The 21,130-nt window shown below is 67.1% G+C and carries 18 protein-coding genes; 12 read left to right on the forward strand and 6 right to left on the reverse strand.

What is annotated here, in order from left to right; translation table 11 throughout:
* Positions 1–2: 2 nt before the first annotated feature.
* A complete protein-coding gene (locus tag CYU59_RS22515) occupies positions 3–3,341 on the reverse strand; it encodes a transglutaminase family protein (RefSeq protein ID WP_293002877.1) in 3,339 nt (1,112 codons plus the stop codon).
* Positions 3,342–3,459: 118 nt separating this feature from the next.
* On the opposite strand from CYU59_RS22515, the gene CYU59_RS22520 reads away from it, so the two are divergent.
* Entirely contained in the window at positions 3,460–4,296 is an 837-nt protein-coding gene (locus tag CYU59_RS22520; RefSeq protein WP_293002879.1) for a DUF3097 domain-containing protein, read from the forward strand.
* A gap of 3 nt (positions 4,297–4,299) precedes the next feature.
* Here CYU59_RS22520 and CYU59_RS22525 read toward each other — a convergent pair whose 3' ends face one another.
* Positions 4,300–5,337 (reverse strand): hypothetical protein, encoded by a 1,038-nt coding sequence (locus tag CYU59_RS22525; protein ID WP_293002881.1) that lies wholly within the window; start codon positions 5,335–5,337, stop codon positions 4,300–4,302.
* Between the two features lie 119 nt (positions 5,338–5,456).
* On the opposite strand from CYU59_RS22525, the gene CYU59_RS22530 reads away from it, so the two are divergent.
* Positions 5,457–6,797: a replication-associated recombination protein A gene (locus tag CYU59_RS22530; RefSeq protein WP_293002883.1), complete on the forward strand. Its 1,341-nt coding sequence runs from the start codon at positions 5,457–5,459 to the stop codon at positions 6,795–6,797.
* 28 nt (positions 6,798–6,825) lie between these two features.
* Here CYU59_RS22530 and CYU59_RS22535 read toward each other — a convergent pair whose 3' ends face one another.
* Positions 6,826–7,518 (reverse strand): GntR family transcriptional regulator, encoded by a 693-nt coding sequence (locus CYU59_RS22535; RefSeq protein ID WP_293002885.1) that lies wholly within the window; start codon positions 7,516–7,518, stop codon positions 6,826–6,828.
* Between the two features lie 77 nt (positions 7,519–7,595).
* Here CYU59_RS22535 and CYU59_RS22540 point away from each other — a divergent pair, with 77 nt between their 5' ends.
* The 9 genes from CYU59_RS22540 (at position 7,596) to CYU59_RS22580 (ending at position 17,373) form a co-directional block, all read left to right on the forward strand.
* Complete coding sequence (locus CYU59_RS22540) at positions 7,596–8,948, forward strand: LLM class flavin-dependent oxidoreductase (protein WP_293002887.1); 1,353 nt, start codon at positions 7,596–7,598, stop codon at positions 8,946–8,948.
* Positions 8,948–10,132 (forward strand): CoA transferase, encoded by a 1,185-nt coding sequence (locus CYU59_RS22545; protein ID WP_293003066.1) that lies wholly within the window; start codon positions 8,948–8,950, stop codon positions 10,130–10,132. Before CYU59_RS22540 ends, CYU59_RS22545 begins: the two co-directional genes overlap by 1 nt.
* Before the next feature lie 14 nt (positions 10,133–10,146).
* Positions 10,147–11,055, forward strand: a complete 909-nt coding sequence (locus tag CYU59_RS22550; protein WP_293002889.1) for a CoA ester lyase — start codon at positions 10,147–10,149, stop codon at positions 11,053–11,055.
* A 143-nt stretch (positions 11,056–11,198) separates the two neighbouring features.
* Positions 11,199–11,588, forward strand: coding sequence for a secondary thiamine-phosphate synthase enzyme YjbQ (locus CYU59_RS22555; RefSeq protein ID WP_293003068.1), 390 nt, complete (start codon positions 11,199–11,201; stop codon positions 11,586–11,588).
* A 103-nt stretch (positions 11,589–11,691) separates the two neighbouring features.
* On the forward strand, positions 11,692–14,394 hold the full coding sequence (gene alaS, locus CYU59_RS22560) for an alanine--tRNA ligase (protein WP_293002891.1): 2,703 nt from the start codon (positions 11,692–11,694) through the stop codon (positions 14,392–14,394).
* Complete coding sequence (gene ruvX, locus CYU59_RS22565; protein WP_293002893.1) at positions 14,395–14,892, forward strand: Holliday junction resolvase RuvX; 498 nt, start codon at positions 14,395–14,397, stop codon at positions 14,890–14,892.
* Entirely contained in the window at positions 14,885–16,153 is a 1,269-nt protein-coding gene (gene mltG, locus CYU59_RS22570) for an endolytic transglycosylase MltG (protein ID WP_293002895.1), read from the forward strand. The genes ruvX and mltG overlap by 8 nt, the downstream gene beginning before the upstream one ends.
* Positions 16,143–16,949, forward strand: a complete 807-nt coding sequence (locus CYU59_RS22575) for a shikimate dehydrogenase (protein WP_293002897.1) — start codon at positions 16,143–16,145, stop codon at positions 16,947–16,949. Before mltG ends, CYU59_RS22575 begins: the two co-directional genes overlap by 11 nt.
* A 10-nt stretch (positions 16,950–16,959) precedes the next feature.
* Complete coding sequence (locus tag CYU59_RS22580) at positions 16,960–17,373, forward strand: A24 family peptidase (protein ID WP_293002899.1); 414 nt, start codon at positions 16,960–16,962, stop codon at positions 17,371–17,373.
* Here CYU59_RS22580 and CYU59_RS22585 read toward each other — a convergent pair.
* Positions 17,365–18,186 (reverse strand): alpha/beta hydrolase, encoded by an 822-nt coding sequence (locus tag CYU59_RS22585; RefSeq protein ID WP_293002901.1) that lies wholly within the window; start codon positions 18,184–18,186, stop codon positions 17,365–17,367. The two genes, CYU59_RS22580 and CYU59_RS22585, sit on opposite strands and share 9 nt — an antisense overlap.
* A 155-nt stretch (positions 18,187–18,341) precedes the next feature.
* Here CYU59_RS22585 and CYU59_RS22590 point away from each other — a divergent pair, with 155 nt between their 5' ends.
* Complete coding sequence (locus tag CYU59_RS22590; RefSeq protein WP_293002903.1) at positions 18,342–18,740, forward strand: hypothetical protein; 399 nt, start codon at positions 18,342–18,344, stop codon at positions 18,738–18,740.
* On the opposite strand, the gene CYU59_RS22595 is transcribed toward CYU59_RS22590, so the two are convergent.
* On the reverse strand, positions 18,737–19,945 hold the full coding sequence (locus tag CYU59_RS22595) for an acyl-CoA desaturase (protein ID WP_293002906.1): 1,209 nt from the start codon (positions 19,943–19,945) through the stop codon (positions 18,737–18,739). The genes CYU59_RS22590 and CYU59_RS22595 overlap by 4 nt on opposite strands.
* Before the next feature lie 16 nt (positions 19,946–19,961).
* The gene (locus tag CYU59_RS22600; RefSeq protein ID WP_293002908.1) at positions 19,962–21,092 is read right to left on the reverse strand and encodes a ferredoxin reductase; all 1,131 of its coding nucleotides are present in this window, start codon (positions 21,090–21,092) and stop codon (positions 19,962–19,964) included.
* Positions 21,093–21,130 lie beyond the last annotated feature (38 nt).

The following is a 21,130-nucleotide window of genomic DNA, read 5'->3' on the forward strand; positions in this document are numbered from 1 at the left end:
CATTACCGCAGGACGGTACGCACGCGCCGCAGATCGAGGATGCCCGGCGCGCCGATGTCTGTGGAAATTCGGGCCTGCATCTCCCGGATTTCGGAGATGTCCAGCTTGCCCGGGGTGAACCCGGTGGCCTCGAAACGTCGCGCGCGACGCGACTCCGCCTCGACCGCGTTGACGGGCGGGTCGTCGTAGGCGCGACCGCCCGGGTGGGAAACGTGGTACGTGCAACCGCCGCGCGACGTCGAGGTGGTGAGGTCGACGAGTTCGAACCGCAGCGGTCCGTCGACAGTGATGGACGGGTGCAGCGCGCTCGGCGGCTGCCAGGCTCGGAACCGCACACCGCCGACGTGAATGTCGGGGTTGTCGGTGGCCAGCAGCGGCACCGGATAGCCGTTGCACGTCAGCACATACCGATCCCGATCGGCGCCGATCACCCGCACCTGCAGGCGCTCCACCGACGAGTCGACATAGCGGGCGGTGCCGGTCGCCGTCGACTCCTCGCCGAGGGTGTTCCACGGTTCGATCGCTCCCCGCAGTTCGATCTCCACACCGCCGAACACCGCGGTGCCGATCCGGGGAAAGCGGAATTCGGTGAACGGGTCCAGCCAGCTGGTCTCGAAAGGAATGCCGTGTGCGCGCAGGTCCGCGGCGACGTCGGCGATGTCGTGAATCAGGAAGTGCGGCAGCAGATATCGACCGTGCAGGTTTGATCCGTGTCGGATCAGCGGCGCGCGCAGCGGCTCATCCCAGAACCAGGCCACCAGCGACCGCACCAGCAGCGACTGCACCATCGCCATCCGCAAGTGGGGTGGCATCTCGAAACCGCGCAACTCGAGCAGGCCGAGTCTGCCGCGCAAGCTGTATGGGTTGTACAGCTTGTCGATGCAGAATTCGGCGCGGTGCGTGTTACCGGTGATGTCGGTCAGCAGATGCCGCAGCGCCCGGTCGATGATCCATGGTCGGGGCGCTTCGGCGCCGGAAGCCGTTGTGAGCCGGTCGATCTCAGCGAACGCGATCTCGAGTTCGTACAGCGCCTCGGCGCGGCCCTCGTCGACCCGAGGAGCTTGGGAAGTGGTGCCGACGAACCGCCCGGCGAACAGATAGGACAGCGATGGATGCCGTTGCCAGTACGTCAGGAGCGAGACCAACAGGTCGGGGCGCCGCAGCAGGGGAGAGGTCTTCGGCGTCGCGCCGCCCAGTGTGATGTGGTTGCCGCCGCCGGTGCCGCCATGGCTACCGTCGAGGGCGAACGACTCGGTGGACAACCGCGCCAATCTGGCTTGTTCGTAGAGGGTTTCGAGCTGGCTGGCCTGTTCGGCAAAACTTGCGGTGGGCGCCACGTTGACTTCGATGACGCCCGGGTCGGGGGTGATCGTCGTCGACGTCAGCCGCGGATCGGCCGGCGGTTCGTAGCCTTCGATGACCACGGCGCGGCCGATCTTCGCCGCGGCGGCGTGCACCCGGCCGATCAGGTCGACGAAATGATCCAATGCCTCGGTGGGCGGCAGGAAGACGTACAGCAAGCCGTCACGTGCTTCGGCGACCATTGCGGTTGTCGGCGCGTCGCCGTCGTCGTCCACCACCGCGTCCACCGACGGTGAGTCCAGCGCTTCGTCAGCGGTGGTCGGGTCTTTCGCGAACGACGGCCGGGGCGGCTTCCAGCTGATCGAATCCAGCGGCAGCCGAAGCCCCGCGGGTGAATTGCCGGCGACCAAGACGATGCGGCCGCGGCGCAGCCGCCAGTTGGCGCTGGCCCAGCCGAGGTCGTCCTCCCGCCAATGCAGTGGAAGGACGAATGCGCTCGGACTGGTGCTGGACTCGTCGAGTCGCGTGACGAGCTCGGCGCGGGCCGCAGGTGTGTCCCGGCCGGTCTCGGGATCGAGGTCCGCGCTGGACGGCACCGGATCGCCTTGGGGCAGCCGGGTTTCGGCGGCCAACCACGACAGCGGGTCTTCGTAGGCCGCCCGAACCTGCGAGTCGGGCAGCCCCAGATCGGTGGCGATCGCGGCCAGCAGATCCTTGGCTGTCGTGCTGTCCGCCGGCGGCGCGGTCGCAGGACCACCCCAGGGGTCGGCCAGTAGCGTCTCGTCGGGCCACAGTGGTTCGCCGTCGGTTCGCCAATAGAGCCCGATTTGCCAGCGCGGCAACGGTTCACCGGGATACCAGCGTCCTTGCCCGCGGTGTACCAGACCCTGCGGTGCCCACTGCTCCTTGAGTCGGGCGGCCAGCGCGGAAGCAAGTCGACGCTTGTGCGGGCCGTCCGCGTCGGTGGTCCATTCGTCGTCGACCTGATTGTCGATCGAGACGAACGTCGGCTCGCCGCCCATGGTGAGCCGCACATCACCTGCGGTCAACCGCTCGTCCACACCTTGGGCGACCTTCTGGATGCCGGCCCACGCCGCGTCGGTGTACGGCAGCGTGACACGCGGATCTTCGTGGATGCGCGTGACCGTGTTGGAGAACTCCAGCGTCGAATGGCACGGCTCGACGCCGCCGGTGATCGGGGCCGCGCTGGCCGGACTCGGCGTGGCGGCCAGCGGAATGTGGCCCTCACCGGCGAACAGGCCCGACGTCGGATCCAGCCCGATCCAGCCCGCGCCGGGGACGAAGACCTCGGCCCACGCGTGCAGGTCGGTGAAGTCCGAGGTAGGGCCGGACGGCCCGTCGAGTGCTTTCACGTCGGATGTCAGCTGCACCAGATAGCCGGACACGAATCTGGCGGCCAGCCCCATCTGGCGCGCGACCGACACCAGCAGCCAGGCGAAGTCGCGACAGGAGCCCACTGCGCTTCGCAGCGTGAAATCCGGTGTCTGTACGCCCTGTTCCATCCGAACGCTGTAGCCCAGGTCGACGTTGATCCGCCTGTTGAGCTCCACCAGGTAGTTGATCGTGCGGGTGCCCGGCGGCACCGCGAAATCGCGCACCCAGGCCTGGACCAGCTCGCCGGGACCTGAGCCGGGGCCGTCCTCGTCGACCGGCTGTAGGTAGGGCTTGAGCTCGGCGGCCATCGGCTCGGGATAGACGAATCCGCCGTCGGGCCAGGTCTCGGCCCAGTCCTCGATGAAGAAGTCGAACGGGTTGATCACCTTCAGGTCGGCGATCAAACCGACGGTGATGGTCAGTCGGCTCGTCGGATTCGGGAAGGTCAGGCGGTAGATGAAGTTGCCCACAGCGTCCTGTTGCCAGTTGACGAAGTGGTCGGCAGGTTCAACCCGCAGCGAGTAGGCCTCGATCGGCGTCCGCGAATGAGGCGCCGGGCGCAGCCGGACGACGTGCGGGAACACCCGGACAGGCCGGTCAAAGGTGTAGCTGGTGCGGTGCTCCAGCGCAACTTTGATGGTCATGCCCGCCATCTCATCACGCCAACCTGATTGACGCAGCGCGGCAAACTCAGTCTTTCCGGATGTTGTCGGCGGAGTGGCGTACCGGATTCGACCCCCGACCCTTCCTAGGATCGCTCGAGTGGATGATCGTTACGGCTCAGACGTTCTCGCGCGCGACCCGCACAACTCGCGCAGACCCCGCTCCGCCGAGGTGCCGTTGGAGATCGGCATGGTCGTGGAGGACGCGCAAACCGGCTACGTCGGCGCGGTGGTGAGCGTCGAGTACGGCCGGATGCAGCTCGAAGACCGGCACGGCCGGCGCAGACCGTTCCCGGTCGGCCCGGGATATCTGGTCGACGGCAAACCGGTGATCCTGCTGGCGCCGCGCGGCCCAGCCCCCGCGGCCGCTGCCCGCACCGCGTCGGGATCGGTGGCAGTCACCGGACAGCGGGCCCGCGTCGCCCGGACCGGCCGGATCTATGTGGAGGGCCGCCACGACGCCGAGCTGGTCGAGCAGGTGTGGGGTGACGACCTGCGAATCGAGGGGGTGGTGGTCGAATACCTCGGCGGCGTCGACGATCTCGTGAACATCGTCGCCGAGTTCCGGCCGGGCCCGCAGCGACGGCTGGGCGTGCTCGTCGACCACCTGGTCGCCGGTTCGAAGGAATCGCGGTTGGCCGACGCGGTGAACCGCGGACCCGGCGGCGCGCACACGCTGGTGGTCGGCCACCCGTTCGTCGACATCTGGCAGGCCGTCAAGCCGGCCCGGCTGGGGATGTCGCAGTGGCCGGTGATACCCCGCGGAACGGAGTGGAAGCACGGGATCTGCGAGGCGCTCGGCTGGCCGCACGCCGACCAGGCCGACATCGCCGCCGCGTGGCGCCGCATCCGCGCTCAGGTGCGCGACTGGACCGACCTGGACGCGGCGCTGATCGGCCGGGTGGAGGAGTTGATCGACTTCGTCACCCAGCCCTAGCGGCTACGGGGTCGGCGGCGCGACCTGTCCACCGGACAGCCGCCGGTAGGTGTAGACCTGGATCAGCCCGGCCACCGGGAATGCCACCAAAAGGCCGATGCCGCAGGCGAATATGCCCACCACGAGCACCAGGCCCTGCACCAACAGCGACAGCAGTGTCTCGCCGATGTGGGATCGCGCCGTGTCGAGACTGGCCTTCAGTGCGTCGATCGGCGGAAGCGCGCGATCGATGGCGAATGCCAGCGTGAAAACCGAAGCAAAGCCGAAGACCAGAAGCGCGAGGAACGACAGCAACGCGAACACGAAGCCGGGCAGCGAGATCAGGTTCAACACGGCGCTGATCACGCTGAGCAACGCGCCGGCCAGGACCACGTTGCCGAAATTGCGCGGCTTGAAGAACGAGCCGACCGTGACGGGCCGGCCGTCGGCCAGATCGAGCCCGCCGGACAGGTACGCGGCTTGCACGAACACGAAGACCACGAACGACACGATGGAAAAGACCAGCGTGCCGCCCGCACCCAGGCTCGCCGTGAACGATGCGCCGTAGTCGCTGCCGAGGTCCGCAGTGTTGGCTGTCGCCCCGCCGAGCAGCGCGAAGATCAGAATGTCGACGACGGTGAGGATCACGAAGTAGATCACCGTGGCCAGAATCAGCGGACCCAGATTCTTGCTGAACTGACTCCAGGCCCAGGTGAAAGCGTCGCCGACGCTGAACGCTGAGCCGGGTCCGGCCGGGTAGCCCGGACTCGCGGGATAGCCCGGGCTGCCCTGGTAACCGGGCGGAGGCCCGTAGCCGGGAGGTGGTGGCGGCGCACCGTATCCGGGCGGCGGTCCGTAACCAGGCGGGGGCCCGTACCCGGGGGGTGGTGGCGGCGCGCCGTATCCGGGCGGCGGTCCGTAACCGGGCTGCGGCTGGCCTGGCGGCGGCCCGTATCCCGGCGGGGGTCCGGGCGGCGGTCCGTATCCGGGCGGCGGCGGGTAGTCACCCGGATTGGGGTTGCCGCCGTAGGGCTGGTGGGGGTTGCCAGGGTGCTCGCTCATAGCCGCTCCTGCCTCGTCGTAGGGGAGATGTCCAGGCGTGCGCCTTCGAGAACTTAGCAAGTAATCGGCTTCGGCGCTGTGAGCTCACACTCGGCGTTCACGTGTCGCAACGACGTGGTATGCCTGTGTCCGTGCCCGACGGTCTGTTCGACGTCCCCGACGAGATCGGCCCCGGCAATTCCGCGCTCACCGGCGCCGCTGCGCCGCTGGCCGTGCGGATGCGCCCGGCCAGTCTCGACGAAGTGGTCGGGCAGGCGCACCTGCTGCAGCCGCGTTCGCCACTGCGGCGACTGGTCGAAGGCTCGGGAATGGCCTCGGCGATCTTGTACGGCCCACCCGGCAGCGGAAAGACGACGCTGGCGTCGCTGGTGTCGCACGCCACCGGTCGCCGGTTCGAGGCGCTGTCGGCTCTGTCGGCAGGGGTCAAGGAAGTCCGTGCGGTGATCGACACCGCCCGGCGCGCTGCCGCGCACGGTGAACAGACCGTGTTGTTCATCGACGAGGTGCACCGGTTCTCCAAGACCCAGCAGGACGCGCTGCTCGCCGCCGTCGAGAACCGGGTGGTGCTGCTGGTCGCTGCGACCACTGAGAACCCGTCGTTTTCGGTAGTGGCGCCGCTGTTGTCGCGATCGCTGATCCTGCAGCTGCATCCGCTGAGCTCCGAGGACATCGGTGCGGTGGTGCAGCGCGCGATCGACGACCCACGCGGACTGGGTGGCCGGGTGCGCGTGACCCCCGAGGCCGTCGACCTGCTGGTCCGGCTGGCATCGGGCGACGCGCGGCGGGCGCTGACCGCGCTGGAAGTGGCGGCCGAGGCGGGGGAGCGTGTCACCGTCGAGACCGTGGAGCAGTCGCTGGACAAGGCGGCGGTCCGCTACGACCGGGACGGCGATCAGCACTACGACGTGATCAGCGCTTTTATCAAGTCGGTTCGCGGCTCCGACGTCGACGCCGCCCTGCACTATCTGGCCCGGATGCTGGTGGCGGGCGAAGACCCGCGGTTCATCGCGCGGCGGCTGATGATCCTGGCCAGCGAGGACATCGGCATGGCCGACCCAACGGCTCTGCCGACGGCGGTGGCTGCAGCGCAGACCGTCGCGCTGATCGGCATGCCGGAAGCCAAATTGACCTTGGCGCACGCCACCGTCCACCTGGCCACCGCGCCGAAATCCAACGCGGTCACCACCGCGATCGGGTCGGCGATGCAGGACATCAGCGCGGGCAAGGCCGGCCTGGTGCCGCCGCATCTGCGCGACGGTCACTATTCGGGCGCCGCGTCACTGGGCAACGCGCAGGGCTACAAATATGCCCACGATGACCCGGATGGTGTTGTCCCACAACAGTATCCGCCAGATGAGCTGGTCGGTGTCGACTACTACCGGCCGACCAACCACGGGGCCGAGCGAGAAATCAGCGGTCGGCTGGACAAGTTGCGGGCCATCATCCGACGGCGGCGCTGAGTCACGCTGGTCTCATCACCCGTCCCGGTCAGGGACCGGTGGGGCCGGCAGGGCTGGTGGTAGTCGAGCCATCCGCCTGCTGCAGCCAGTCGGCCAGCGAATGGCCGGCGTCCAGCACGTGCCGCTCGGCGATATCGCGGGCTTTGTCGGAGTCGCGATCGGCCAGCGCCGCCACCAGCGCCGCGTGCTCCTCGATCGCGTTGTGCTCGTGGTCGGGAAACATCCCGAAGAAGTTCGACGGGACCACCCGGACCGCCTGACGGATTTGCGCCAGCAGCCGCCGAGAGTGCGCGGCCCGGTGAATCTCCCGGTGGAACTGCCAGTTGGCGTCGACGATGCCGCTCTCGCCGGCGTGCACCTCGAATTCGGTGGACAGCTCCCGCAGTCGTGCGATGCCGTCGTCGGTCACCCGCTGGGCCGCCCACGCGGCGGCCTGACCGGTGAGTACGCCCAGGATGGTGAAGCTGTCGAGGACGTCCTGGGGGCTCATTCCGATCACGGTGATCCCGCTGCGCGGTGCGACGCGAACCAGCCCGTCATAGGACAGTTCCAGCAATGCTTCCCGCACCGGAGTGCGACTGGTGGCGAATTCCTTGGTGATCGCGTCGAGGTCCAGCCGGGTGCCGGCGGGCAGGACACCGGTCAGGATGCGGTCGCGCAGTTCCCGGGCGGCGCGCTCGCGGACCGTGCCGCCGATATCAACACCGTCGTTCGGAGCCATGGCGAGGACCTTAAGGGCAGTCGGGTTAGAACGGGGAGGGACTTGAAATCTAATATATCAGATGTTAGACATCAACTATGACTTCGAAACGACAGATGGCACTCGTCGCCTTCATGCAAGCGGGCAGTACGTCGGTTTACGCGGGCTCGTGGCGGCACCCTGCCACTGAGCACGGTTACCTCGACGCCTCGTACTACGCCAAGATCGGTCGGACGCTCGAGGAGGGCTGTTTCGACCTGATGTTCTTCGACGATCGGCTGGCGATGCCCGGTATCTACGGCGGCTCGGTCGCCGACGCGGTCAAGTACGGCGCGCGTCCGGTGAAGCTGGATCTGTCGATCGTCCTGGGCGTGCTGGCGCAGGCGACCTCGCACATCGGCCTCGGCGCGACCGGCAGCACCACGTACTACACGCCGTTCCACATCGCCCGCACCTTCGCGACCCTCGACCACCTGTCCGGCGGCCGAGCAGCATGGAACATCGTGACATCGGTCAACGACAGCGAGGCGCAGAACTTCGGCCTGGAAACACATTTGGGCCACGACGCCCGCTACGACCGTGCCGAGGAATTCCTCGAGGCCACGGTCGGACTGTGGGACACCTGGGAAGACGACGCAATCCTGCACGACCGGGTCAACGGCATCTACGCCGACCCGGACAAGGTCCACGAGCTGCACCACAAGGGTGAGTTCTTCTCGGTGCGCGGACCGCTCACCGTGCCGCGCACCCCGCAGGGCCGACCGGTGCTCATCCAGGCCGGTTCGTCCGGCCGCGGGCGTGAATTCGCCTCGCGCTGGGCAGATTTGATCTTCACCGGAGACCCGGGCATCGAGGTGGCCCGCAGCCACTACGCCGACCAGAAAGAGCGCCTCGGGGCGGCCGGCCGCGATCCGGACTCGGTTAAGCTCTGCCCGATGGCTTACGCGGTGGTCGGTGAAACCGAGGATCACGCCAAGGAACGCGAGCAGGTCTTCCTCAATGACCTGGTGCACCCGATGGCGTCGCTGACCCTGCTCTCGGAGCTGATGAACTACGACTTCGCCAAACACGATCTGGACGACCCGATCACCGACGAGATGATCGAAAACGTGTCGGGAATCCGCGGTCTGGTGCAGAACCTGCGCGCTCACATCGGTGACAAGATCACCCTGCGCGACCTGGCCGGCCACCGCGCGACCCTGCTGCAGGGCCCGCGATTCGTCGGGACCGGAAAGCAGGTCGCCGATCAGATGGAGGAGTGGTTCCACGGCGGCGCCTGCGACGGATTCGTCTTGGCTGCAACGCATTTGCCCGGCGCGTTCGAAGACGTGGTCCGTATGGTGATCCCGGAGCTGCAACACCGCGGCCTGTTCCGCGACTCCTACAGCGGTTCGACGCTGCGCGATCACCTCGGGTTGCAGCGCCCGGTCGGCGTGCCCGTCAACGCATGATGCTCGAAGGCATCCGGGTTCTCGACGTCGCGACACTGGCCGCCGCACCGCTGGCCGCCACCTATCTCGGCGAGTTCGGCGCCGACGTCATCAAGGTCGAGCAGCCCGACGGCGGCGATCCGATCCGTACCTGGGGCAACCAGGTCGACGGCGTCGGGTTGATGTGGAAGTCGTTGTCGCGCAACAAGAAATCAATCACCCTCAACCTGAGGGTCGCCGAGGGTCAGGCGCTGCTTCGGCAACTCGTCGAACATGCCGACGTGGTGATCGTCAACACCCGGCCGGCGACGCTGCGCAAGTGGGGCCTCGACTACGAGGCGCTGCGTGCGGTCAACGACAAGATCGTGATGCTGCATATCACCGGCTACGGATTGTCCGGACCCAAGAGCGAGCGACCCGGTTTCGGCACGCTCGGCGAGGCGATGAGCGGTTTCGCCAACATCACCGGCGAGGAGAGCGGCCCCCCGACGTTGCCGCCGTTCATGCTCGCCGACGGGGTGGCGTCGCTGAACGCCGCGTACGCGGTGATGATGGCGCTGTACCACCGCGACGTGCACGGCGCCCCCGGGCAGCTGATCGACATCAACCTGATCGATCCGCTGGCACGTCTCCTCGAGCAGACGTTGCTCGGCTACGACCAACTCGGCCTGGTGCCGACGCGGGCCGGCAACCGCTGGGACATCTCGGCGCCGCGCAACACCTACCGCACCGCCGACGGCAAGTGGCTGGCCATGTCGGGTAGCTCACCGACGTTGGCGCTCAGAGTTTTTCGCGCGATCGGCCGAGCCGACCTGGTCGACGACGCCGACTTCTCCGACCCGCAGCGCAGGCTGGCGCGGGCCCGAGAGGTCGACCAGGTGGTCGCCGACTGGGTGATCACCAAAACTCTCGATGAGGCGATGGCGATCTTCGACGCCGCCGAGGTGGCCGCCGCGCCGGTGTACGACATCACTCAGCTGGTGGCCGACGAGCAGCTGGCGCACCGGGAAGTCTTCGTCAAGGTCGCCGACGACGAGCTGGGCACCATGACGGTCCAGGCTCCGGTGCCGCGGTTCTCCGGGGCAACCGGCCGGGTGGGCCACCTCGGCCCCCGAATCGGTGAAAACAACGCCGAGGTCTACCGGGAACTACTTGGTCTGGGCGACAACGACATCGACGGCCTACTTGCCAGAGGCGTGCTGTGAAAGGAAACCGCTAGATGACGTCTTTACTGCGCCGCTCGGAGCTCGCCGTTCCCGCCGCCAACGACCACATGTTCGTCAAGGCTGCCGCGTCGGAGGCCGACCTGGTCTTCCTGGACCTCGAGGACGCCACCGCACCCGCGCACAAGGAGGCGGCACGGCCGAAGGTGGTTGCGGCGCTCAACGAGCTCGACTGGGGCCGCACCGCGCGGGCCATCCGTATCAACGGTCTCGACACTCAGTGGTGCCATGACGACATCGTCGAGGTCGTCACTCAGGCGGGCGAGAATCTCGACACCATCATCATTCCCAAAGCGCTTCGGGCACGCGATGTCTGGTGGGTCGACGTGCTGCTGACCCAGCTGGAGACCAAGCTCGGCCTGTCCCGCCAGATCCGGCTCGAGGTGCTGATCGAGGAGGTCGAGGGGCTGGCGAATGCCGAGGAGATCGCCGTCGCGAGCCCGCGATTGGATGCGCTGATCTTCGGCGTCGGCGACTTCTCGCTGTCGCAGGGCGCCCGGGTCGACACCAACTTCGACCCGCTGGGCGAATACCCCGGCGACTTCTGGGCTTACGCCCGCAACAAGGTGATCGTCGCCGCCCGGATCGCGGGCATCGACGCGATCGACGCGCCGTACCCGGACTACGGCAATCTGGCGGGCTACGAGCGCGACGCGCGACGTGCCGGGCTGATGGGATACACCGGCAAGTGGGCGATCCACCCCAGTCAGATCGAGGTCGCCAACCGGGTCTACGCGCCGACCGAGGAGGAGATCGCGCTCGCCGAGCGCAACGTCGCGGCCTACCGCGAAGGTGAGCAGCGGGGCCTCGGCGCGGTGGGCGTCAACGGGGTGCTGGTCGACGCGGCCCACGTGAAGATGGCCCAGGCCACTCTCGAGCGCGCCGCCTTGTGTGGCAAACGCTGAGCGGCACATCACGCTGGCGCCGAAATCGACGCCAGCGTGCTCCTCTCCCGCAAAATGTCTCGCTGACGTCGGTCTGGGCGCTTTCGATGCGGCCCTCGGCACGTCAAACGGCACTTCCGTAGGCTGGTCGGATGAATACCGATGTGCTGGATGTCAACACCGCGCGTCGCCGTATCGTCGATCTGACCGACTCGGTTCGCGCGTTCTGCTCTCCGAAGGGCGACGGGCTGTGCAACGTCTTCGTTCCGCACGCTACGGCGGGGGTCGCCATCATCGAGACCGGCGCCGGCTCCGACGACGATCTGATCGACACGCTGGAGCGACTGCTGCCGCGAGACGACCGCTACCGGCACGCGCACGGGTCTTTCGGTCACGGGGCCGACCATGTGATGCCCGCAATAGTGGCGCCGTCGATCACCGTGCCGGTCCAGGCGGGGGAGCCGCTCCTGGGCATCTGGCAGAGCGTGGTCCTGGTCGACTTGAACCGGGACAACCCGCAACGTTCGGTGCGCCTGTCCTTCGTTCAGGGCTAGACGCCGTTTTGGCTCGTCGCTTTTCCGGCTGGGGTAGGCCGACCGGTACTGTGATGCGGTCGAAAGCGGCGGCTACCCGTCGGTATGTAAAGGAAGCGGAGAAGTGCAGACACACGAGATCAGGAAGAGGTTCCTCGATCATTTCGTGAACGCGGGCCACACCGAGGTACCGAGCGCCTCGGTGATCCTCGACGACCCCAACCTGCTCTTCGTCAACGCCGGCATGGTGCAGTTCGTCCCGTACTTTCTCGGGCAGCGCACGCCGCCGTATCCGACCGCGACCAGTATCCAGAAGTGCATTCGCACACCGGATATCGACGAGGTCGGGATCACCACGCGTCACAACACATTTTTTCAGATGGCCGGCAACTTCTCGTTCGGCGATTATTTCAAGCGGGACGCGATCACGCTGGCCTGGACGCTGTTGACCATCAACGTTGACGACGGCGGCTACGGCTTGGACCCTGAAAAGCTCTGGGCCACGGTCTATTTGGATGACGACGAGGCCGTGCAGCTGTGGCGCGAGATCGCGGACCTGCCGGCCGAGCGGATCCAGCGGCGCGGTATGGCCGACAACTACTGGTCGATGGGCATCCCCGGGCCGTGTGGTCCGTCGTCGGAGATCTACTACGACCGCGGACCGGAATTCGGTGTCGAGGGCGGACCGGAAGCCAACGAGGACCGCTACATCGAGATCTGGAACCTCGTGTTCATGCAGAACGAGCGGGGCGAAGGCACCGGCAAGGACAACTTCGAGATCCTGGGCCCGTTGCCACGCAAGAACATCGACACCGGCATGGGGGTCGAGCGGGTCGCCTTTCTGCTGCAAGGTGTCTCCAACGTCTACGAGACCGACCTGCTGCGTCCGGTCATCGATGTGGTGGCCGATCGGGCCCCACGCGGCTACGACGTCGGAAACAAGAACGACGACGTGCGCTACCGGATCATCGCCGACCACAGCCGCACCGCGGCCATTCTGATCGGTGACGGCGTCAGCCCGGGCAACGACGGACGCGGTTATGTGCTGCGCCGGCTGCTGCGCCGGGTCATCCGCTCCGCCAAGCTGCTCGACATTGACGGCCCGATCGTCGGTGAGCTGATGGCCACCGTGCGCGATGCGATGGGCCCGTCCTACCCCGAGCTGGTCGCCGACTTCGATCGGATCAGCCGGATCGCGGTCGCCGAGGAGACCGCGTTCAACCGCACGCTGCAATCGGGGTCGCGGCTCTTCGAAGAGGTGGCCGGTGCCACCAAGGCATCCGGTGTCGGCACGCTGTCCGGTTCGGATGCCTTCACGCTGCACGACACCTACGGCTTTCCGATCGAGCTCACCCTGGAGATGGCTGCCGAGGCGGATCTGCAGGTCGACGAAGTCGGGTTTCGCGAGCTGATGTCCGAGCAGCGCCGCCGCGCGAAAGCGGACGCCGCCGCCCGAAAGCACGCCCACGCCGACCTGACGGCCTACCGGGAACTGGTCGACGCCGGACCGACCGAATTCACCGGCTTCGACGAATTGACCTCACAGGCAACGATTCTCGGGATCTTTGTCGATGGCAAACGAGTGCCGGTGGTAGCGCACGGGACTGACGGGGCGGCCGGTGCCGACCGCGTCGAAATCGTTTTGGACCGCACGCCGCTCTACGCCGAATCCGGTGGTCAGGTCGCCGATGCGGGCAGCATCAGCGGCACCGGCTCCAGCGAGACCGCCCGGGCCGCTGTCACCGACGTGCAGAAGATCGCGAAAAGCCTGTGGGTGCATCGGGTCAACGTGGAGTCGGGGGAGTTCGTCGAAGGTGACACCGTCGTCGCCGCGGTGGATCCCGACTGGCGCAAGGGTGCGACCCAGGGGCACTCCGGCACTCACATGGTGCACGCGGCGCTACGACAGGTGTTGGGACCCAACGCCGTTCAGGCAGGATCGCTGAACCGGCCGGGTTATCTGCGTTTCGACTTCAACAGCCAGGGCGCGCTGAGCGCCGATCAGCTCGGTCAGGTCGAGGCCGTGACCAACGAGGCCGTGCTGGCTGACTTCGAGGTGCACACTTTCCTGGAGCAGCTGGACAAGGCCAGGGCGATGGGCGCGATGGCGATGTTCGGTGAGTCCTACCCGGATCAGGTGCGGGTGGTGGAAATCGGTGGGCCGTTCTCGATGGAGCTGTGCGGCGGAACCCACGTGCACAACTCCGCGCAGATCGGCCCGGTGACGATCCTCGGCGAATCGTCGGTCGGTTCCGGCGTGCGGCGGGTCGAGGCCTACGTGGGGTTGGAGTCGTTCAAGCACCTGGCCAAGGAACGCGCCCTGATGGCCGGGCTGGCCTCGTCGCTCAAGGTGCCGTCGGACGAGGTGCCGGCCCGGGTCGCGAATCTGGTGGAGCGGCTGAAGGCGGCGGAGAAGGAAATCGAGCGCAACCGATTGGCGAGTGCGCGGGCAGCTGCCGCAAACGCAGCCGCCGGGGCACAGCACATCGGAAACGTCCGTTTGGTGGCGCAGCGGATGTCGGCCGGGATGACCGCCGCGGATCTGCGGTCGCTGGTCGGTGACATCCGCGGCAAGCTCGGCGAGAGCCCCGCTGTCGTCGCGTTGATCGCCGAGGGTGACGGCGGCAGTGTTCCTTACGCGGTGGCGGCCAATCCCGCTGCGCAGGAGCTGGGACTGCGCGCCAATGACCTGGTCAAGCAACTCGCCTCCGCGGTCGACGGTCGCGGCGGCGGGAAGGCCGATCTCGCGCAGGGCTCGGGGAAGGATTCGGCGGGCATCGACGTGGCGCTCGACGCGCTGCGGGCCGAGATCGCGAAGGCGCGCTGAGTGGACTCGTCGCATCGACTGCCGGACCGGCCCGGTGGCGACGACCCCGGACCTGGACGACGGCTGGGAATTGATGTGGGCAGCGTGCGTATCGGTGTGGCCACCTGCGACCCGGACGGCATCCTGGCCACCCCGGTGGAGACGGTCCGCCGCGACCGCACGGCCAGACACCTGCGCCGACTGGGCGCATTGGTCACCGAGTTGGGCATCGTCGAGGTGATCGTGGGACTGCCGCGGACCCTCGCCGACCGCACCGGCCCGTCGGCACTCGACGCGATCGATTTGGCCGATGCGTTGGCCGGCCGGATCGCGCCGGTTCCGGTGCGTATGGCCGACGAGCGGCTGACCACCGTCAGTGCACAGCGCTCGCTGCGGCAGGCCGGGGTTCGGGCGAAAGGTCAGCGTAGGGTCATCGACCAGGCGGCGGCCGTGGCGATCCTGCAAGGTTGGCTGGACGAACGTCGCGCCATGCTGCCCGGGGAGGTCAACGGTGTCTGACAGCCGCGAGCGCCGGGCGCGTACGGCCAGGCGCTCTGGCTCGCGGGCCGAGCCGGTGGCGGTAGGGGCTTCCCGCGGGCGAACCTCGCGAGCCGACCGGGCCCGCGCCGAGCGGGAACGGCGTCGACGGCAGACGACCCGCGGGATCCTGCTGAGCCTGGTGATCGGGGTTGTCATCGCCGCGGTCTTCGTCGGCTCCAGGCTGTGGCACGGTGGCGGCTCGAAATACGACTTCGCCGGCGGCGGCAAACAGGATCTGGTGGTCGAGGTGCACGCCGGAGACTCCACGACGGCGATCGGTGAGACGCTGCACAAGCAGGACGTGGTGCGGACCGTCAAGGCGTTTCTCGAAGCGGCGCAGGGCAATCAGGCGATTTCAGCGATCCAGCCCGGCTACTACCGGCTGCGCACCGAGCTTCCGGCGGCGTCGGCGGTGAAGCGACTCGTCGACCCGGGCAGCCGGGTGGGCAAGCTGGTCATACCCGAGGGTCAGCAGCTCGACGACACCGCCGATGTCAAGACCAACGCCACCACGCCCGGCATATTCACGATGATCGCCAATGCCAGCTGCGTCGAGCTGGACGGGAACAAGCGCTGCGTGAGTGATGCCGATCTGCGTGCGGCAGCTGAAAAGACAGACCTGACTTCGCTTTTGGTGCCACCCTGGGCGGTGCCGTCGGTGTCGGCGATGGGCAGCGACCACCGTCGGATCGAAGGGCTCATCGCGCCCGGAACGTGGAACATCAACCCCGCGGCGCCGCCCGAGCAGATCGTGTCGAGGCTGATCAATTCGAGCGCCGAGCTCTACATGAAGCTGGGTCTGCAGGACACGGCCAACGCGATGAACATCTCCCCGTACAACGTGCTGGTGGTGGCGTCGCTGGTCCAGCGCGAGGCCAAGCCGCAGGATTTCGCGAAAGTGGCTCGGGTGATTTACAACCGGCTGGCCGAGCACCGCAAGCTGGAGTTCGACTCGACGGTGAACTACCCGCTCGACCGCCGCGAGGTGGCCACCACCGACGGCGACCGTGCGCAGGGCACGCCGTGGAACACCTACGCCAACGACGGGTTGCCTGCGACGCCGATCTGCTCGCCGGGCACCGATGCCTTGAAAGCGGCCGAGCATCCCGAGGATGGTGATTGGTTGTACTTCGTCACCATCGACCCGCAGGGCACCACGTTGTTCACCCGTGACTACCAGCAGCATCTGGCCAATATCGAATTGGCCAAACGCAACGGTGTCCTCGACAGTGCCCGCTAGTCAGGGGCCGAGGAAAGCAGCAGTCCTCGGTTCGCCGATCACCCATTCGCGTTCGCCGCAACTGCATCTGGCCGCTTACCGCGAGCTCGGCCTGAATGATTGGACTTACCAGCGCATCGAATGCGATGCCGATGAATTGCCCGGTGTGGTAGGCGAATTGGGACCGGAGTGGGTCGGGCTGTCGGTGACGATGCCCGGAAAATTCGCCGCGCTGCGGTTCGCCGACGAACAGACCGACCGGGCGCGGTTGGTCGGGTCGGCCAATACGTTGCTGCGTACGCCGCAGGGTTGGCGGGCCGACAACACCGACGTCGACGGCGTGGCCGGTGCATTGGGTTCGGCGAGCGGCGCGGCGGTGGTGGCCGGATCCGGCGGCACCGCTCCGGCGGCCGTCGTAGCTCTGGCCCAACTGGGCGCCACCGACATCACCATCGCCGCCCGCAACCCCGACAAGGCCGCGGCGCTCGTCGAGTTGGCCGATCGCGTCGGCACCGCAGCCCGTTTCTGCGACTTGAACGACGGCTCGCTCGCTGACGTGGTCGCGTCCGCCCAGGTGTTGGTCAGCACGTTGCCGGCTGAGGTCGCAGCCCGCTTCGCCGGCGAATTCAGCAGTGCGCCGGTGCTCTTGGACGCGATCTACCATCCGTGGCCGACGCCACTGGCCACAGCGGTCAGCGCCGCGGGTGGCCGGGTGATCAGCGGCCTGCAGATGCTCCTGCACCAGGCGTTCGCGCAAGTCGAACAATTCACAGGCCTACCGGCTCCGCGAGCGGCGATGGAGGCCGCGCTGGATTAGCCTGCCCAGCATGCTGATTGGCCTCGCCGTGCTGTGGATGGCCACGCTGGCCGGTTACGACCTCCGACAGTGCCGGCTGCCCAATTGGCTGACGCTGCCCGGCTTCGCGGTGATCACCTCGGTCGCCGTCGGCTCGGGCCATGGCCCGGCGGCACTGGCTGGGGCCGCGGCGCTGGCGGTCGTCTATCTGCTGACGCACCTGCTGGCCCCCGGGTCGATGGGCGCCGGCGATGTGAAGCTTGCCCTCGGATTGGGTTCGCTGACAGGAGGTTTCGGAGCCGACGTGTGGCTGCTCGCGGCCATCGGCGCGCCGCTGCTGACCGCGGTGATCGCGACGGTGGCGCGGCTGGGTTGGTCGGCGCGGTCGGTGCCGCACGGACCGTCGATGTGTGCGGCCAGTATGGCGGCGATCGTCCTAGCGTGACTGCCAGAAGTCGGCGATGGTGCGCGCGATCAGGTCGGTGTCGAGCAGCAGCGGGCTCACATGCCCGGCACCGCGCAGTCTCACCACGCGTGCGTCGGGCATCGTCGCCGCGGCGGCCTCGGCGCTTGCGGGAGACCACTGCTGGCCGTCGACGTTGCCGGTGAGAAACAGGGTCGGCGCGGTGATCGCGGGCAGCTTGTCGGTCAGCGGCTTCCAGTGGTGCATGAAACGGATGGTGGCCCGCATCGATCCGCGGTCCGCGTGCTCGAACGCGCTGACCATCTGGGCGGCCCGTTCCGGTTGCGCATCGATCGCCTCGGCGCCCAGCAGGGTGTCGAACAGCGGCTTGGCGACGATGGGGCTGGGACCCAGCAGCCGGTAGAGCAGCGCCAGCGGATAGCTCGTCGTCAATCGTTGTCGCCGACCGACCGGCAGCAGGGGCGCGTTGATCGTGCTCAGCGTGCGTATGCGGGACGGCTCGCCGGCTGCCAGAGTTATGCCCACGTGTCCGCCCCACGCGTTGCCGACCCAGTCCACCGGCCCGTCGACGCCGAGCTGCCCGAGCACCTCGACGGCGGCGTTTGCGCAGTCGCCCAGAGTGAAGTCGCGATGGATCGGATCGCTGCGGCCATACCCGGGCCCGTCGACGACCAGCAGTTGGCGGTGCGCACCCAGTTCATCGACCAGCGGTCCCCAGCTGCTCGAGTCGACCCACAGGCTGTGCCACAGCAGCGCCGGCGGCCCGGAGCCGACCCGGGTGGTGTTCAACCGCCCCAGCGAGGTGGGCACCAGCATTGAGCCGTCCGCAGCCATGAGCGCATTATGGGGCTCGTCGCGATCGCCGAACGTGCAATGGCGGCGACTTTCCGGCCGATTCGTCGCCACGACTGCACGCTCGGCGAGGTGAATGGCAGTGTCTGGCAGCGCCGTGACTGGAGTCGGCAGTAGCTGCGGCCGATCATCGAGGCATGACAACTACCTCGATCACGCACCGCACCGACTCCACCCGCCGGTGGTCCGTCACTGCCGATCTGGTGTTCTGGACCGCCGCCGGTGGGGTCGTGGCCGTCGGGAGCGGGCCGCTGGCCCGCACATGGGGCATCTCACGCACGGTGCTCCTCGACGCCGGGATCGGCTTCGTCATCCTCGGGCCCATCCTGCTGCTGGGATTGCGGCGGATCAGGGTGACGCGCGGGCTGGTAGCCGGTTTCGTGGTGACCAACGCCGTGCTGACGCCGCTCGCATGGGCCGCCGCCGAATACGGCTGGCTAGGACTGACCCGTGCGGGCAACGCGGCACTGGTCGGTGCCGGGGTGGTGATGCTGGTGCTGGGCTCCTGGCAGGTCTGGACCCTGCGCCGGGGTTAGGCCGCCGCGGGGCTACGGCCTTTGATCGCGCTGCGCAACCCGTATCGCTTGCCGTTGACCTCGCGTGGCTCCCGGCTACGAAACTTCCGTTCGGAGTGGGTTTCCGGTGCGTCGTCCGGGGTGGCGGACAGCCAGTTGTTCGGCACCGCCAGCTTGAGGATCGTCCAGAACGATTGCCAGTACTGACGCAGCAGCGGCCCGGTCGTGTAGGGCAGGTCGTACTTCTCGCACACTGCGCGCACACGGGTACTGATCTCGGCGTACCGGTTGCTCGGCAGGTCGGGGAACAAGTGGTGTTCGATCTGGTAGCACAGGTTTCCGCTCATGAAGGCCATGACCGGACCGGCGTTGAAGTTGGCTGAGCCCAGCATCTGGCGGAGGTACCACTCACCACGCGATTCGTCTTCGAAGCTGTCGCGGGTGAACTTCTCGGCGCCGTCCGGGAAGTGCCCACAGAAGATGACCATGTAGGACCAGTAGTTGCGGATCAGGTTCGCGATCGCGTTGGCCTTCAGCGTGTGCTTCCAGTTGCTGCCGGCCAGCGCCGGAAACACGATGTAGTCCTTGCCGACCTGGCGTCCCATCTTCTTTCCCATGACGCGCAGATCTTTTCGCACCTCGGCCCACGTCTTTTCCTTCTTGCGGACCTTGGCGGTCTCGACGTGGTGCAATGCGACGCCCCATTGGAAAAGTGTCCCCAGCAGGAGGTTGTAGATCGGATTGCCGATCATCCAGGGCGACCACCGCTCGTCGCGGGTCACCCGCATGATGCCGTAGCCCACGTCGGCATCCAGGCCGACGATGTTCGTGTACTTGTGGTGGACGAAGTTGTGCGAGCGCTTCCACTGCGACGAGGGGCACGTGGTGTCCCACTCCCACTCGGTGGAGTGAATCTCGGGGTCGTTCATCCAGTCCCACTGGCCGTGAATGATGTTGTGGCCCAGCTCCATGTTCTCGATGATCTTTGCCGACGCCAGGGTGGTGATACCGGCCAGCCGGGCGATCTTGCTGCTGCTGGCAAACAGCGCCAGCCGGCCGAAAGCCGCGAGTCCGCGCTGCAATTGGATTGCCCGACGGATGTACTGGGCATCGCGTTCGCCACGCGACTCTTCAATGTCGGCGCGGATCGCGTCGAGTTCGGCCGTCAAGTCCTCGACGTCCTGCGGAGTCAAGTGTGCGTACGCCTTGATGTCAGTGATAGCCATGAGATTCAGTCCCTCCCTAGACCTTGATGGTGCAGTTGCCGGATGCGGTGGAGATGCATGTCTGGATGCGGTCGCCGGCGCCGTGTTCTTGACCCGAGCGAACGTCGCGGACATTGCCGTCTTCGAGCGGCAGTACGCAGGTTTGGCAGATACCCATGCGGCAGCCGAAGGGCATTTGGATTCCCTCTTTCTCGCCTGCCTCGAGAATGGTTGTAGCGCCGTCGATTTCAACCTCTTTGTCAGAGATCGCAAATTTCACGGTGCCGCCTTCACCGCCCTTGTCGGTGGCGGCGATGGTGAATCGCTCCATGTGCAATTCGTCGGCGAGGTCGTTGTCTTTCCAGACTTTTTCGACGGCATCGAGCATGGGGGCGGGTCCGCATGCCCACGCCGAACGGTCCCGCCAGTCGGAGACGAGCTCGTCGATCTCGCCGAAGTCGACCTTGCCGTCGGACTCGGTGAGCTGCAGATGCAGTCGGTAACCGCGCTCCTCTTTTTCGATGCTGCGAAGTTCGTCGAAGAAGATGACGGCGTCCTCAGACGGCGCGGAGTGCAGGTGCACGATGTCGGGAAACTGGCCGCGTCCCCGCAGGGACCGCAGCATCCCCATGATCGGTGTGATCCCGCTGCCGGCGGTGATGAACAGGATCTGCGACGGCGGCGGATTGGGCAGTGCGAAATCGCCTTTGGCCGACTGCAGGCGAATGATGGTGCCGGCCTCGACGCCGTTGACGAGGTGCGCTGACAAGAAGCCTTCAGGCGTGGCTTTGACCGTGATGGAGATTTTGCCGTCGCCGTGCTCCGGCACCGAGGTCAGGGAATACGACCGCCAATGCCACTTGCCGTCGACACGCAGGCCGATGCCCACGTACTGGCCCGGCTGGTAGTCGCCGGAGAAGCCCCAGCCCGGCCGGATGATGACCGTTGCCGTGTCATCGGTCTCTGGTTTGACTTCGACGATCTCGCCACGCAGTTCGCGGGCTGACCACAACGGATTCAGCAACGACAAATAGTCGTCGGGAAGCAACGGAGTCGTTGCCCGGGCCGCCAAACCGCGGACCATGTTCACCCAAGACCCCGATGTCGAATCCACATCTTTCGCCGGCCGCCGGGCCCAGCGCATCGCAGATTTCAAGGCCGATGTCATGACTACCTTTCGCTCGCTGACTGTGTGACCGCAGTCAC

Origin of the sequence: Mycobacterium sp., assembly GCF_002863225.1 — a bacterium.
Classification (GTDB): Bacteria; Actinomycetota; Actinomycetes; order Mycobacteriales; family Mycobacteriaceae; genus Mycobacterium.